The organism is Flavobacterium soyangense, assembly GCF_015277675.1.
Classification (GTDB): domain Bacteria; phylum Bacteroidota; class Bacteroidia; order Flavobacteriales; family Flavobacteriaceae; genus Flavobacterium; species Flavobacterium soyangense.
This window is the reverse complement of sequence record NZ_JADHEC010000013.1, coordinates 40,897-56,676: the sequence shown is the minus strand read 5'-3', so window position 1 is coordinate 56,676 and position 15,780 is coordinate 40,897. Positions and strand designations below refer to the sequence as shown.

The 15,780-nt window shown below is 33.4% G+C and carries 15 protein-coding genes and 1 other RNA gene; 7 read left to right on the top strand and 9 right to left on the bottom strand.

What is annotated here, in order from left to right; translation table 11 throughout:
* Positions 1-37: 37 nt before the first annotated feature.
* Together cfa and IR213_RS07685 are read left to right on the top strand one after the other, a co-directional pair.
* Complete coding sequence (gene cfa, locus IR213_RS07690) at positions 38-1,162, top strand: cyclopropane fatty acyl phospholipid synthase (protein ID WP_194311725.1); 1,125 nt, start codon at positions 38-40, stop codon at positions 1,160-1,162.
* A gap of 127 nt (positions 1,163-1,289) precedes the next feature.
* Positions 1,290-1,787 (top strand): hypothetical protein, encoded by a 498-nt coding sequence (locus IR213_RS07685; protein ID WP_194311724.1) that lies wholly within the window; start codon positions 1,290-1,292, stop codon positions 1,785-1,787.
* 102 nt (positions 1,788-1,889) lie between these two features.
* Here the strand turns inward: IR213_RS07685 and IR213_RS07680 are convergent, their stop codons facing one another.
* The 7 genes from IR213_RS07680 to ffs form a co-directional block, all read right to left on the bottom strand.
* A complete protein-coding gene (locus IR213_RS07680) occupies positions 1,890-2,459 on the bottom strand; it encodes a 2-oxoacid:acceptor oxidoreductase family protein (protein WP_194311723.1) in 570 nt (189 codons plus the stop codon).
* A 3-nt stretch (positions 2,460-2,462) separates the two neighbouring features.
* Entirely contained in the window at positions 2,463-3,239 is a 777-nt protein-coding gene (locus IR213_RS07675; protein ID WP_194311722.1) for a thiamine pyrophosphate-dependent enzyme, read from the bottom strand.
* Complete coding sequence (locus tag IR213_RS07670; protein WP_228479121.1) at positions 3,193-4,317, bottom strand: 3-methyl-2-oxobutanoate dehydrogenase subunit VorB; 1,125 nt, start codon at positions 4,315-4,317, stop codon at positions 3,193-3,195. Before IR213_RS07670 ends, IR213_RS07675 begins: the two co-directional genes overlap by 47 nt.
* 19 nt (positions 4,318-4,336) lie before the next feature.
* Entirely contained in the window at positions 4,337-4,567 is a 231-nt protein-coding gene (locus IR213_RS07665) for a 4Fe-4S dicluster domain-containing protein (RefSeq protein WP_194311721.1), read from the bottom strand.
* Positions 4,568-5,199: 632 nt separating this feature from the next.
* On the bottom strand, positions 5,200-5,856 hold the full coding sequence (gene fsa, locus IR213_RS07660; RefSeq protein ID WP_194311720.1) for a fructose-6-phosphate aldolase: 657 nt from the start codon (positions 5,854-5,856) through the stop codon (positions 5,200-5,202).
* A gap of 42 nt (positions 5,857-5,898) precedes the next feature.
* Positions 5,899-6,702: an SDR family oxidoreductase gene (locus IR213_RS07655; RefSeq protein WP_194311719.1), complete on the bottom strand. Its 804-nt coding sequence runs from the start codon at positions 6,700-6,702 to the stop codon at positions 5,899-5,901.
* A 70-nt stretch (positions 6,703-6,772) separates the two neighbouring features.
* Positions 6,773-6,870, bottom strand: an RNA gene (gene ffs / locus IR213_RS07650) — signal recognition particle sRNA small type.
* A gap of 88 nt (positions 6,871-6,958) precedes the next feature.
* Between ffs and IR213_RS07645 the strand changes: the two genes are divergently transcribed.
* Together IR213_RS07645 and hutI are read left to right on the top strand one after the other, a co-directional pair.
* Positions 6,959-8,008, top strand: coding sequence for a glutaminyl-peptide cyclotransferase (locus IR213_RS07645; protein ID WP_194311718.1), 1,050 nt, complete (start codon positions 6,959-6,961; stop codon positions 8,006-8,008).
* Positions 8,009-8,019: 11 nt separating this feature from the next.
* Entirely contained in the window at positions 8,020-9,261 is a 1,242-nt protein-coding gene (gene hutI / locus IR213_RS07640) for an imidazolonepropionase (RefSeq protein WP_194311717.1), read from the top strand.
* A gap of 50 nt (positions 9,262-9,311) precedes the next feature.
* Here hutI and IR213_RS07635 read toward each other — a convergent pair whose 3' ends face one another.
* Entirely contained in the window at positions 9,312-10,193 is an 882-nt protein-coding gene (locus IR213_RS07635; RefSeq protein WP_194311716.1) for a hypothetical protein, read from the bottom strand.
* Between the two features lie 92 nt (positions 10,194-10,285).
* Here IR213_RS07635 and IR213_RS07630 point away from each other — a divergent pair, with 92 nt between their 5' ends.
* The 3 genes from IR213_RS07630 (at position 10,286) to IR213_RS07620 (ending at position 13,352) form a co-directional block, all read left to right on the top strand.
* The gene (locus tag IR213_RS07630) at positions 10,286-11,329 is read left to right on the top strand and encodes a formimidoylglutamase (RefSeq protein ID WP_194311715.1); all 1,044 of its coding nucleotides are present in this window, start codon (positions 10,286-10,288) and stop codon (positions 11,327-11,329) included.
* Between the two features lie 117 nt (positions 11,330-11,446).
* Entirely contained in the window at positions 11,447-12,700 is a 1,254-nt protein-coding gene (locus tag IR213_RS07625; RefSeq protein WP_194311714.1) for a DEAD/DEAH box helicase, read from the top strand.
* A gap of 190 nt (positions 12,701-12,890) precedes the next feature.
* The gene (locus IR213_RS07620) at positions 12,891-13,352 is read left to right on the top strand and encodes an Hsp20/alpha crystallin family protein (RefSeq protein ID WP_194311713.1); all 462 of its coding nucleotides are present in this window, start codon (positions 12,891-12,893) and stop codon (positions 13,350-13,352) included.
* Between the two features lie 42 nt (positions 13,353-13,394).
* Here the strand turns inward: IR213_RS07620 and IR213_RS07615 are convergent, their stop codons facing one another.
* Positions 13,395-15,605: a response regulator gene (locus IR213_RS07615; protein ID WP_194311712.1), complete on the bottom strand. Its 2,211-nt coding sequence runs from the start codon at positions 15,603-15,605 to the stop codon at positions 13,395-13,397.
* Positions 15,606-15,780: the final 175 nt, after the last annotated feature.

Below are 15,780 nucleotides of genomic sequence, written 5' to 3'. Positions count from 1 at the left end.
ATTTACACCCAATGGTATAAAATAAGTACGTTGCAAAATGAAAACAAACAAATATAAAGCAGCCGTAGAAGAATTAATTTCAGGAACCGGAATTACCATTAATGGCGATAAACCTTATGATATCCAGGTTTATAATCCAAATTTCTATAAACGTGTTTTAAGTCAAGGATCGATTGGTGTGGGGGAAAGTTATATGGAAGGCTGGTGGGATTGCCAAGACTTAGATACATTTTTCAATAAAATTTTTGCACAGGAAGTAGAAAAAAAGATACAAAATAACTGGAAATTTATTTCATTATTCGTCAAAGCAAAATTATTTAATCTTCAAACTAAATCTAAAGCGCTTCAATCCATAGCTCATCATTATGATATTGGCAACTCTTTGTATAAAAATATGCTCGATCCTTTAATGATGTATTCCTGTGGTTATTGGGAAGGAGCGGCTACTTTAAATGAAGCGCAAGAACAAAAATTAAAATTGATTTGCGAAAAACTACAATTAAAACCCGGTCAAAAAGTATTGGATATTGGTTGCGGATGGGGAGGATTTGCTTATTATGCTGCTAAAAATTATAAAGTGAATGTTGTGGGAATAACTATTTCAGCAGAACAACAAAAATTAGCAATTGAACGTTGTCAGGGTTTAAATGTTGAAATTCGTTTTCAGGATTACAGAGATATTGACGAAAAATTTGATCGCATTGTGTCCATTGGAATGTTAGAGCATGTGGGTCATAAGAATTACGCCAGATTTATGCAAATCATCAATAAAAATCTAACCGATAATGGTCTTTGTCTCCTCCATTTTATAGGTAGCAACAAATCTGATTTGAATGTTGATCCCTGGATTCACAAATATATTTTCCCTAACGGATTAATTCCATCATTGACCCAAATAGGAAAAGCAATGGAAGAAAAACTCCTATTGGAGGATTTGCACAACATTGGTCTGCATTATTATTTTACTTTGAAGGCCTGGCAAGAAAATTTCAAAAAATCAAAAGAATATCTAAAAAAGGAATACGATGAAACGTTTTACAGAATGTGGAATTTTTATCTGGCCACTTCAGCAGCATCATTTCGTTCCCGAAGGCTAAATCTTTGGCAGATTGTAGTTGCTAAACCATGTTTTCAAAAAGAATATAAATCTGTTCGATTTTAATTATTATCCAAGCAAAAACTCCTTATAATATCAAGTTGAATAAAAAATATTTTATTCCGCATAAAAGTCATTTCTGTCAAATAAAATAGACAAAATCTGAATTCAATAACTTAAAAATTAAAGAACTATGAAGAATTTATTATTTGCAATTGCAATGCTATTATGCTCAACCATTTATGCCCAAAAAGAGGTTGCGAAAAATTCTCTATTTATTCGAGTATATAATTTAGAGGGCGATAAAATGAATAAAGGAAAAGTACTTTCAGTGAATGATACCATTCTTCAACTGCAAGAAAAAAATGGCTCTGTCGATATTGACATTAGGACTATCGGCTTTATCAAAACTAAACATTCAGCTGGAAATAATATGCTTTTTGGATCATTAATTGGACTCACAGTAGGAGTGATTTTTGGCGTAGCTACTTCAGACCCTAATCCAGATGAGGTTTTCTTCGGATATTCCGCTTCAGAAGGAGGCACTGGCTTTGGTCTTATTGGTGCAATTCTTGGGACTGGAGTAGGTGGAACAACTGCTTTATTCAAAAATTCAAAATCTTATATAATCAATGGAGATACATCAAAATGGAAAGTTTTTGAAAAAATGATAAGTGGTAAGAAAAACTAAATTCTCCAATAAAAATCAAGACCTGAGAGACTCATAAATTCTCACAGGTCTTATCTAAAAAAATCAATGGGTTACTAATTCAAATTTGATTCTTATTAAAACTTAATTCTGGAAAACAGGTTCTACTACTTTATAAGGAACAATACTTTTCATTCCCATTGTAATCGCTTCCAGATTTAAAGGAATTAAGTGATGGTTGCGTTCTGAGATGGATTTTTTTAAGCCTTCAATTACATTTTCTAATTTCACTACCGGTTTTTCTTTTAAAAACCCTCCTAAAATTACCATATTAAATATTTTCTTATTTCCCATTTCGGCTGCTAATTTAGTACCTTCAATCTGGAAAATATGGATATTTTTTCTAGTGGGATGTGAAGTAATTCCGTTAGGGTCATAAATTAAAATTCCACCGGGTTTTACAGATTCCTCAAACTTATCCATCGATTGCTGATTTAAAATAATTGCGGTATCCACTATTTTTAAGTAGGGTGAACTAATTCTTTCATCACTTAAAATTACAGTAACATTTGCAGTACCACCGCGCATTTCAGGTCCGTAAGAAGGCATCCAACTCACTTCCTGATCTTGCATTATTCCGGAGTAGGCCAATATTTTACCCATTGAGAGCACTCCCTGCCCACCAAAACCTGCGATAATAATTTCTTCAGTCATGATTTAAACTTTTAATTTACCCTCTACTTTTATATCTCCAAGAGGAAAGTAAGGAAACATATTTTCTTCCATCCAAATATTGGCATCATTAGGAGTCATTTTCCAACCTGAATTACAGTTGGAAAGAATTTCAATAAATGAAAGTCCCTTTTTTAATCGTGTATTTTCAAATGCCTGTCTAATCGCTATCTTAGCTTTTCGAGCGTGTTTATGGGTATGAATCGCATGGCGACTTACTGAATAAACTCCCGGAAGATTCGCGATTAATTCTGTTATTTTTAATGGGGAACCCATGGTTTCGATTTCTCGTCCATACGGCGAAGTGGAAGATTTCATTCCTTCTAAAGTTGTTGGTGCCATTTGCCCTCCCGTCATTCCGTATATGCCATTATTGACAAAAAAGATGACCATATTCTCCCCTCTATTGCAAGCGTGAATCGTTTCAGCAGTCCCAATAGCCGCTAAATCTCCATCACCTTGATAGGTAAATACATATTTTTCAGGCCAGGTTCGGGCAATAGCCGTTGCTACTGCAGGCGCTCGTCCATGAGCGGCTTGGGTCATATCGATATTCATAAAATCATATGCTAAAACAGAACAACCAACAGGAGCTACACCAATAGTATCTTCTGAAATGCCCATTTCATCAATGACTTCCATAATTAAATTATTGGCCGTTCCATGACCACAACCCGGACAATACGACAAGGGCGTGTCCGTCATTAATTGCGATTTACAGAATACCTGATTCTCTGGTTTTATGATGTCTAATGCTTCCATTATTGATGATTTTTTGTTCTAAAGCTTCTAAAATTTCTTCCGGAGTGTGAATAATTCCCCCCGTTCTTCCAAAATGCTCCACCGGGACTTTGTGTTCTACAGAAAGTCTGACATCTTCTACCATTTGGCCGGCATTCAACTCCACACTTAAAATTCCATTGACTTGATTTGCTAATTTAAATAGCTCTTTTTTGGGAAAAGGAAACAGTGTTATTGGTCGCAATAAACCCACTTTTAGTCCTTTGGCTCTAGCCAATTCAACCGCTTTTTGAGAAATTCTTGCACTTGAACCATAAGCTACTATCAGATATTCTGCATCGTCGCAGTTAATTTTCTCAAACCGTAAGTCTTCTTTTTCCATTTGCACATATTTCTTTTGCAATCTATGTACTCTGGCTTCCATTTTTTCGGATTGTAAATCTAGAGACGTGATTATGTTGCGTTCCCTTCCTTTTTTACCGGTCACTGCCCAATCTCCGTATTTTTCGATCAATTCCTCATTAGTCAATCTTGATTTTTGATCCTTTAGAATCACTTTTTCCATCATTTGACCAATTAATCCATCGGAAAGAATCAATACAGGCGCACGATATTTAAAGGCAATATCGAAAGCATCTTCAACAAAATCTGCCATTTCCTGAACGGATGCCGGAGCTAAAACGTAAAGTTTATAATCACCGTGTCCACCGCCTTTTACCGATTGAAAATAGTCTGCTTGAGAAGGTTGTATTGTTCCTAAACCAGGGCCACCACGCACAACATTTACAATCACAGCAGGCAATTCGGCTCCAGCCAAATAAGAAATTCCTTCTAATTTTAATGAAATACCGGGGCTTGAAGAGGAAGTCAGTGCTTTTTTACCGGTACTTGCTGCACCATAAACCATGTTTACAGCCGCTATTTCGCTTTCTGCCTGAAGAACGACCATTCCTGTTCGTTTTTCGGGACGTTCGTTCATTAAATATTCAATAATTTCTGTTTGTGGCGTAATTGGATAACCAAAATAAGCATCTACTCCGGCTCTTATTGCGGCTTCAGCCAATGCTTCGTTCCCTTTCATTAATTTTAATTCTGACATTCTACTAATGGTTTAATGGTTAGGTTGAAACTTTTACTCTATATACTGAGATAGCTCTGTCGGGACATACAATACCACAATTTGTACAACCATTACAAGCTTCTGGATTTTTCATATAAGCATAGTGATAGCCTTTTCGGTTAACTTCGCTTGACATAGCAATCACCTTTTCCTGACAAACGGGAATGCAAACTTCGCAGCCTTTGCATATTTGTGTATCTACAACTATAGCTCCTTTTACTTTTGCCATATCAATAAATTTATATATGATTACTCTATAATAATTTTATTATTCTCAAAGTTACACGTTAATTATTGTTATAAAAATGATAAATATCATATTTAGCGATAATCTTAAACTTAAAAAAAAGATAAACTAGGGTAATCTTTAAAAAAGTATTTTGCTTAACCTACAAACCTCACAAAAGCAATATAAAAAAACCCACTAAATTCAATATTTAGTGGGTTGCAATTTTTAGTTAGCAAAATGCCTTCAATCAGAATTAGTTTTATACTTCAAGCTCCATCAAAAACAGCCATCATCCTCAATAGTTTATGCTTCTGAAACAGTTGTACCATTACTAAATATGGTTGAAATTGTCATCTTGTTGTTTAATGCTGTGGTAAAAAAAGCCATCCATAACTAACATTAAATGGTAAGTGTCTTAAAGTTCAGCACCCTTAAATTCATTACGTGTGATATTATACTTTAATCCTTTGGCTAAAAATGGGAATATTTTACAGCACAATCCAAGTCAAAACTCGCAACATCATCCACCTCGTTAACAGTTGTTATTATTTTTGCTTCATGGGCATTTATAAGAACGATTCTCATTAAGAATGCAATTAATACAGATAGTTTTCACATGGTTATTCTTTTTTTTATTTATTTCCTTTTTCGAAATCGGCCACAAATTGTGCCAAACCAATATCAGTCAATGGGTGTTTCAACAAGCCATAAATAGCAGAAAGTGGCCCGGTCATTACATCGGCACCAATTTTTGCACAGTTCACAATGTGCATAGTGTGACGAACTGAAGCTGCGAGAATTTGTGTTTCGTAACCGTAGTTATCATAAATCAATCTAATTTCTTCAATTAAAGCTAAACCATCGGTCGAAACATCATCTAAACGCCCAATAAACGGAGAAACGTAAGTTGCACCAGCTTTGGCAGCCAATAAAGCCTGACCTGCTGAAAACACAAGAGTAACATTTGTTTTAATTCCTTTATCAGAAAAATATTTGGCAGCCATAACACCTTCTTTGGTCATAGGCAATTTTACCACAATTTGCTCATGCAGATCCGCTAATTCTTCTCCTTCTCTAACCATTCCGTCATAATCCAGCGCATTAACTTCGGCACTTACGTCTCCATCCACACTATTGCAAATGTCAACATAATGTTTCAAAATGTTGTTTTTCCCAGTGATTCCTTCCTTTGCCATCAATGATGGATTTGTAGTTACACCGTCTAAAACGCCTAATGCTTGTGCTTCTTTTATTTGAGCTAAATTCGCTGTGTCGATAAAAAATTTCATATATTATTTAGTTTAATTGTGTGTTTAAAATTAGGTGCAAAATTACAATTTATAATGATTCATAAGCATTTTTTCATATACTTTATCCGGTAAAATTCGCTTTAAAACAATCGAAAATTTCTGCATAAAAGCACCTACTTTATAATGAATTTTGGGGTTTGGATTTTCGATAATTTGATAAACTGCTTCCGCCATTTCATTCGGATTACTTCCGCTATTCACGTGTTCGTCCATCATTTTTAGTGTATTTCCATACGGAATTTCATAAGCTGAATTCTTAATTAAAGGCGCATGAAAACGACCTGAAGCAATATTTGTGGCAAAATCTCCTGGAGCTACATTTGTAATCTGGATTCCAAAAGATTTGACTTCCATTCTCAAGGCTTCGGTAATTAATTCCAAAGCGCCTTTTGAAGCGGAGTAAACGCTGCGATATGGCAAACCCATATAACCGGCAATAGAAGTTATATTAATGATTAAACCTGATTTTTGAGAGCGCATTTGTGGCAAGACTGCCTTCATTACTTCGATTGGTCCAAAAAAATTGGTTTCAAAATTATTCTTGATTTCGGCTGTTGGAATTTCTTCCAAAGGCCCAGTAATTCCCACTCCTGCATTATTAATGACAATATCAAGTCTGCCAGAAGTGGCAATAATTTTGGCCACAGCCATATGAATTGATTCGGTATTTCGAACATCTAAATTAACCAATGGAAAAACCGAATTCAAAACTCCTCCCGGATTCCTGCTGGTTCCATAAACAACAAAGCCTTTATGATGCAAAAACTCTCCAATAGATTTCCCTATTCCCGAAGATCCGCCTGTGATTAGAACTACTTTGCTCATTTTATGAATTTAGATTTGGGTAAAAATAAAAAAATCTTCCCAAAGGAAGACTACTTTTGTGTGAAATAAAAAATGGCAAGCGACCTACATCGCACCGCTCAACCGCTTACCCTTGCTATGTTCCCATCCTGGGGGATTCTGCAGGAGCTGGTCGTGTAGGACTTGCCGGTGCAAATATACAATCTATTTTATATTTTTGCAAGGGCTTTGCACCTATAAAATATCGGTGTATATTGCATCATCAAAATTTTAATTTATGAAAAATTATAACTTCCTATTTATCATTTTATTAGGAATTACATTGGCTAATTGTGGAGGCACAAAAAAAGGTGAAAATACTTTATTTACTTTCGATGATTCGAAATTTAAGGAACAATATCAGCCACAAGAAGCTTTAGAATTGGGAATTTTAAACCCAAATTCGAAAACCATTGACAGTGTTGCTTACTTTGTTAATGACACAAAAATTGGTTCCAAGAAAGGACTTGAAAAACTTCCTTTCGAATTAAAAAACCAACGGTTAGGCTATCAAAACCTGAAAGCGGTAGTTTATTTTGACGGAGAAAATTCTGAAACAACAACACGAATAGAATTAGTCTCGAATGTGCAGCCTAAAGCATTAAAATATAAAATCATCAATATGTATTCTCATGATACAGCTTCATTTACCGAGGGGTTTGAGTTTCGTAATGACACTTTAAATGAAAGTACAGGTCAAAAAGGAGCCTCTTATTATAGAAAATACGATTATAAAACAGGTAAAATTTACAAACAAATTAATCTAGATTCAAAATATTTCGGAGAAGGGATTACTTTTGTAAACAATAAATTATACCAATTAACCTGGCAAGAAAAAACAGGTTTTATCTATAATGCCAATACTTTAAAACTGGAAAAGACATTTGCTTTTGACAAAGATATTGAAGGTTGGGGAATGACCAATGATGGAAAAAAGATATACCAATCTGATGGAACTGAGAAAATTTGGATGATGAATCCGGAGAATCAAAAAATGATGGGCTATGTAAATGTATATACTTCAAGTACAAAAATCCCAAAAATTAACGAATTGGAATGGATTGACGGAAAAATCTATGCAAATGTTTGGCAAAAAGATGCAATTGCAGTTGTAAATCCAGTAAATGGAGCTGTTGAAGGAATTTTAGATCTTTCTGGTTTGAGAAAATTTATTAAATATCCAAATGCAGACGTTCTCAATGGAATAGCCTATAATCCAAAAACAAAAACCATTTTTGTAACAGGAAAATACTGGGATAAAATGTTCGAAATAACAGTTTCAGAATAATTTCAAAATAAATGAAAACGCTAATCATCAACATTAAGGAGTTAATTCAAGTGAGAGATTCCTCAATTTTGAAAGTTTCTGGTGCTGAAATGGCAGATCTTCCCACCATTAAGAATGCTTATTTAGTAATCGAAAATGATTTGATTGCTGATTTTGGTTCAATGGAAAATGTGCCAGAGGATATTAATCCGGAAAAATGTATTGATGTTGATGGAAAAATGGTGCTCCCCGCTTGGTGCGACAGTCACACACATATCGTTTATGCCGGCAATCGAGAACAGGAATTTGTCGACAGAATCAATGGACTTTCCTATGAAGAAATTGCTAATCGTGGTGGAGGTATTTTAAATTCGGCACGAAAACTCAACGAAACTTCCAGAGACGAACTTTACAACCAATCGAAAGTTCGACTCGAAGAAATAATGCACCTAGGAACTGGTGCTGTCGAAATAAAATCAGGTTACGGACTCACCGTTGATGGCGAACTGAAAATGCTTCGGGTTATCAAAAGATTGTCAAAAGAGTATCCAATTACCATAAAAGCGACTTTTCTTGGCGCACACGCCGTTCCACGAGAATTTAAAGAAAATCGCAAAGGATATGTCGATTTGATTATTGACAAAATGCTCCCGGAAATCGCCAAAAACAAACTGGCAGACTTTATCGATGTTTTTTGTGAAACCGGTTATTTCACGGTTTCTGAAACCGAACAAATTATGCAAGCCGGAATCCGTTTTGGTTTAAAACCAAAAATACACGTCAACCAATTCAATTCCATCGGAGGAGTCCAAGCTGCAATAAAATACAATGCACTTTCGGTAGATCATTTGGAAATAATGGAATCCGAAGACATTGAAGCCTTGAGAGATACGGATACAATTCCTGTGGCCTTACCATCGTGTTCTTATTTTTTGGGAATTCCATATACTCCGGTTCGAGAAATGATGGCGAAAGGTTTGCCATTAGCACTCGCCACTGATTTTAACCCTGGTTCTACTCCTTCTGGAAATATGAATTTTGTAATTTCGACGGCTTGCATTAAAATGAAAATGACTCCCGAAGAAGCCATAAATGCTGCTACCCTAAATGGAGCTTACGCTATGGGAATTTCAGAAACCCACGGAAGCATTACCATTGGCAAGAAAGCCAATCTTATTATCACAAAACCTATTTCCTCTTATTATCAATTGCCATATGCTTTTGGCAGTAATTTGATTGATACTGTTTTTATTAAAGGAAAAGTTTTTGCATAAAAAAAGAGGAACAACTATGCTCCTCTTTCCTATATAATTCCCGAACTAACTTATCTTAAAGTAAAACTTGTTTTAGAAACCAATTCATCCTTGTCGAAAACATTTACAAAATAGGTTCCTTTTTCGAAGTTTTTACCAGGCAAATCTTGTGAAACCTGAACTGTTTTATTTTCATATTTTACAGTAGTTATAAAACTATAAGTCAATGATTTGTCTCCAAAAGAAACTGTTTGTTTATCACCTAACACATTGCTTTTGCTATCAATTACTTGTACATAATATTCTTTATCCCCAGATTTCGCAATTTGGTTTTCTGCAATTGTAAAACTAATTCTAAGTACATTGGCTCTGCCTGCTTTATCCGTCTCAATTTGTTTACCGGAACTTTTTATTTTATAAGCTGAAGTTTTCATATTCAAAACAGACAATTTCGAACCTTTTTCAACAGTTTTTGCCAACTCTTCGTTTTGACCTACCAATACTTCGTTGTTTTTTTTGGATTCACCTAAAACAACAATAGTGCTGTCTCGTTGTGTAGTTAAAACTGTGTTTTGTTTTTTCAGACCTTCGTTTTCGGCCATTAAAACCTTCATATTGCCTTCTAATTTGGCATATTGTGATCTGTATTTTGACACATCACCTTTTGATTTATTTACTTCATTTATCAAGTTTACCACTTTGTCTCTTTCTTTAATTAATTCATCGGACATTGAGGTGTTTTCAGCAATTGCGGTATCATAGGTAGCTTTTAACTCCTGTAAATCTTTCATTACCAACTCTTTTTCAGATACGGTTTTTGTCAATTCTGTCTGAACAGTTTTGGCATCTGTGGTCATTTTATAAATATAAACTAAACTTCCTACTAACAGGATTGCTAAAATGGCAATAATTACCTTTAGACTTGAACTTGAATTATTTTGTTGCTCTTCCATTTTTTTTTAAAATTTTTATACAAATTTAATAATATAATATGACCTATAACGTATTCTCGACAATTATATTATATTTGGTGATTATATATTTTATGGAAAAACTAATCCCATTTACGATTATTGACCTTGCAAAAGTTACGAACCACAGAAGTGGCGAAATAAAATTTGGAGAGAAAATGATGACTATTCCAAAAGGAGTAGATCCAACTTCTTTTTTGAAAACTTCAGAAGCAAAATATGTAATATTTGGAATCCCTGAAGATATAGGCGTCAGAGCTAATTATGGCAGACCCGGAGCAGCATCAGCCTGGGATAGTGCTATAGGAAGTATTGCCAATATTCAGCATAATCGCTTTTGCAAAGGAAGTCAAATTCTTATTTTAGGAAAACTAGACGTTTGTGAAGAAATGAAAGATGTAGAGCATTTGAATTTTAACAATGTCGATGATCGGACAAAACTGAGCCAACTTGTAGAAAAAATTGACAAAGAAGTTTCCCATATTATTTTTACTATCACAAAATCCGGGAAGATTCCGATAGTTATTGGAGGCGGTCACAACAATTCTTACGGAAACATAAAAGGAACAGCACTTGCCAAAGGAAAATCCATTAATGCCATAAATTTTGATGCTCATTCTGATTTTAGAATTCTCGAAGGACGCCATAGCGGAAACGGTTTTTCTTATGCTTATGAAGAAGGTTTTTTGAAAAAATATTTCATTTTTGGTTTACATGAAAATTATACTTCAAAAAGTGTTCTGGATATTATCAAAAAAATTGAAGACAGAGTCCGTTACAATACATATGACAGTATCAACATTCGAAAGGAAAAAAACTTTAATCAGGAACTTGTTCATGCTTTAGAATTTATTCAAAATGATTCCTACGGAATTGAAATTGATCTTGATGCGATTCCCAATATTGCAAGCAGCGCCATGACTTTAAGTGGCTTTTCTATTGAAGAACTTCGGCAGTTTGTCACTTATTTCGGCAAAAACAAAAATGCGGCTTATTTACATATTTGTGAAGGTGCTCCTGACCTTGGAGAAGAAAAAAACAATCATTTAATTGGTAAACTTATTGGTTATCTCGTTACTGATTTTATAAAATCGCATAATAGCATTGAAGCTTTGTAATGCTTTAATGTTTTTTTTGGTTATCCAAAAAATACCAACTAATTTCCAACAAAAATAATAAACCTATCTTTGCAGCACTATCTATGTACTAATTACAGGATATTTAATACAAATTATATGTTATTCGAAGATTTATCACTTTCAAAAAGTATACAAAGAGCCGTTTTTGAAGAAGGCTACATAAGCCCAACACCTATTCAAGAGCAATCCATTCCACTAGTTTTAGCAGGAAGAGATTTAATAGGTTGTGCCCAAACAGGAACAGGAAAAACGGCAGCATTTGCCATTCCTATCATACATCAATTGCACCGAATTGTGGGTTCATCGAAAAAAGCCAAAGAAATTCGGGCTTTAATTGTAACTCCTACACGAGAATTAGCAGTACAAATTGGCCAAAGCTTTGACACTTATGGCAAATATACTAACTTAACACAATTGACTATTTTTGGCGGAGTTTCTCAAGTTCCACAAGTTGATGCGCTACGCAAAGGAGTTGATGTTTTGGTTGCAACACCCGGAAGATTGTTGGATTTGCACAAACAAGGTTTTATTGATTTAGACCATTTGCACACCTTAGTCCTTGACGAAGCAGACCAAATGCTGGATATGGGATTCATAAACGATGTCAAGAAAATTGTAAAGCTTACGCCAAAAAACAGACAAACATTATTATTCTCGGCAACGATGCCAATCGCCATAAGGGAATTAGCCGAAATGTTCCTGAAAGATCCAGAAAAAGTAGAAGTTTCACCTGTTTCATCTACAGCCGAAAACGTAGAACAACACGTATATTTTGTTGAAAAAACCGAGAAAAGAAACCTGTTGTATCATTTGATAAAAAATCAAAATTTATCGGATGTTTTGGTCTTTTCCAGAACTAAACACGGTGCCGATAATGTGGTAAAAGCTTTGCGGAAAAACAACATAGCCGCTGAAGCTATTCACGGGGACAAATCACAGAACGCCAGACAACGCGTTTTGGATGCCTTCAAAAATAAAGAAGTTGGCGTTCTTGTAGCAACCGATATTGCTGCTCGTGGTATTGATATTGACCAATTGCCTTTTGTAATCAATTTTGATTTACCCAATATTCCCGAAACTTACGTTCACCGAATTGGTAGAACCGGTCGTGCCGGAAATGAAGGAATTGCGATTTCTTTTTGCGGTAAAGACGAACATCAATATTGGAAAGACATTCAAAAGCTAATCAAAGTCGAGGTAAAAACCATCAGCGACCATCCCTATCCTTGGCATTCAGGCAGTCCGGAAACAGCTCCGGCGTCTGCTCAAAAAAATTCAAACCGAAGCGGAGGTGCCCATAAATCAAGAAAATCCGAGGCTTCTAAACAAAACAAAAAACGCTGGTATTAATTGTGTCTTTATTTCGTAATATTTTAAAAAAAATCAGCTTTTAGTTAAATACTAAAAGCTGATTTTTTTATTAGTAAGTTTCTTATTATCAGATATTTAAGTGTTAATTATTTGTTATATTGATTTTATTATTAACTGATTTTCGTTAATTTTATGACAGTTAATTATAAACAATTTAATATTATACATTATGAAAACTTTAGTTAAAACAAACAGCTTGTTTCCAACAGTGGAAAGTAAATTAGTCAACAATTTTTTCGATGATTTTATTACAAAAGATTTATTTGATTGGACAGACAGAAATTTTGCAGCTTTAGGCAGCAATCTTCCTTCTGTAAATTTAAAAGAAACTGATACTAAAATTGAAGTTGAAATGGCAGCTCCTGGAATGAAAAGAGAAGACTTCAAAGTTGAAATCGATAATGATATTCTAATGATTTCTTCAGAAAAGGAAGAAGAAAAAGAAGAAAAAAAAGAAAACTACATCAGAAGAGAATTTAATTACAAATCCTTCAACAGAACTTTCAGTTTACCTGATACCATAGATGAAAACAAAATAGAAGCCAATTATAAAGATGGTATTCTTCATGTTGTTGTTGCAAAAAAAGAAGGTGCTAAAAAAAGAGCTCTAAAAACTATCCCAATTAAATAGAAGTATAATCAATTTTGTTTAATAAAGCAATAAGAAACGCTGTCAAACGACAGCGTTTTTTGTTTTATTGATTTGATAATTAATAACCTGAAATAATTTTAAAGTTTCAAAAGGTTTTATAATAATATCGTTCATTCCTGCTGAAAGTGCCTCTTCTGTAATTTCATCTTTGGCGAAAGCCGTTAAAGCAATTATAGGCGTGTTAATTCCTTTGAGACGAATTTGTCTTGTAGTTTCAAAACCACTTATCAGAGGCATATTTATATCCATTAAAATGACATCAAAGACTTCCTTATTCAATATTTCAATTGCCTGAAATCCATCATCAACAAGGAAACAGCTGCAATTATTTTTTTCAATTATTTTCTTAGTGACAATTTGATTAATTTTGTTGTCTTCAACAACCAATACCTTAAAAATTTGACCTGAACTTAAATCTACCCTTATATTGTTTATTATTTCTTTTGTTTTATTAGGGTCAAAATCAAATGCTATGGTAAATGTGAATGTCGTTCCAATCCCAATCTGGCTTTCTAGTGAAATTTCACTTTTAAATAATTCCAATAATCGTTTCACAATTGCTAAACCCAGACCGGTTCCCTGATAATCATTCTCTTTTCTTCCAACCTGAACAAATTTTTCAAAAATTTTGTCTTGGTCATCTGTGGCAATTCCTATACCGTTATCCGATATTTGAAATTCAATATAATGCGATTTATCTTCAACTTTAACTAAATTAGCACTCACAATTACCTCTCCATTGTTTGTGAACTTCAAAGCATTGCTTATTAAATTCATAAGTATTTGGGCAAATCGTAATTTATCCCCAATTAAATATTCTGGAATTGACGGATCAATTTTTATCGTTATTTTATTATTATGACTTTGTGAAATAAAAGAGAGTGAGTTTTTAACCATGTTAATCTCATCTGTAACATTAAAAGTTAAATTTTCAAGAACAATTCTGTTTTCTTCAATTTTATTTATTTGGAGAATATCGTTCACAAGCGATAGTAAATAGCGCGCTGAAAATTTAAGTGAACTCAAATGCGGGCTATTTGCTAGTTCTTTATGCTCGTCTAACAGCATATTTGTAATCCCAACAACGCCATATAAAGGCGTTCTTAATTCATGGCTGATGGTTGATACGAATTGTGTTTTTGCATAGGAAGCTTCTTCTGCTTTATCTCTTGCTATAAGCAATTCTTCATTGGCAATAGTAAGATCATGATTTGCCTTTTTCTTAAAATTATAGTTTTTATAAAGTGAATAAAAGAATAACAATACAACCAATAATGCAATGACAAATAAAAACACAATAATTTTTGATTTTTTCAAACTTTGAGATTGTAAATTTCTTTCTGTTTCTATTTTATCAATTTCTCTTTTATATTCGTCTAATTCGAGATTAATCCCGGCTACATTAGCCTTTTTAATTTTATCTTTTTTATAAATTTCATCAGTAATTTTATTGTAAAGGGTTAAGTTTACATATGCTTGCTTATAATCTCCTTTTTTTAATAAAAACTTAGAATATTCCTGATGCGAAAATGATAAATCCGATTTTTCATTTCTTTTGTTTCCTAATTTTATGGCAGTCAAAAAATAAAATTCTGCTTTTTTATTATCATTTATATGACTATAATACATTCCATTAAGCATATTGAATGCAACTATAGTTGACTCATTCCCAAATTTAGGGTGGTATTTATTTATGTATTGTAAATATGGGAATCCTTCTTTAAAATGACCAATATCAAAATAAGCCCAGGCAATATTGAGTTTTGTGAAAACAATTTGACTCGTATCGGTCGTCTTTTGACTATATTCAAGAGATTTTTTATAATACTTTATTCCTGTTTCATATTGTTTTTTTTCAAAGCAATATACATTCCCCAAATTATTATTTATCCAATTTTTTATTTTATCATTATTGGTTTTATTGGCATAAGACAAGCCTTTTTTATAATATAAAATAGCTTTCTCATATTCAGACAATTCTTCAAGATTTGCTGCAACTACATTATAAGAAGCGGCAATAAGGTAATCGTCTTTAATGATTGTGGCGTAATTTAAACTTTGTCTTGCCGTTGATAACGATTTTTCATAATTGTCCTCACGCAAGTATTGAACTGCTAGTTTAGCTGTTTTTTTAATTTCTTCTTTGGAAGGTATCTTCGTTTGTGCAAAAGATATATTACTGAAAGGGCTCAGCAATAATAATAGGACTAAAAAAATCCGAATTTGATACATAATTAATTAAAATTCGATTCAAATATAAATAATAAATATTTATTAAAACGATATAAAATCTTTTTTTATAGGTTATTTCTCTAATTCATAATAGTTAAAAATATCATCTGATTTGAAAAAAATAACTTTTATTAAAATTTGATAAAAAAGACCACCCAAATGGTTGAACAGGTTT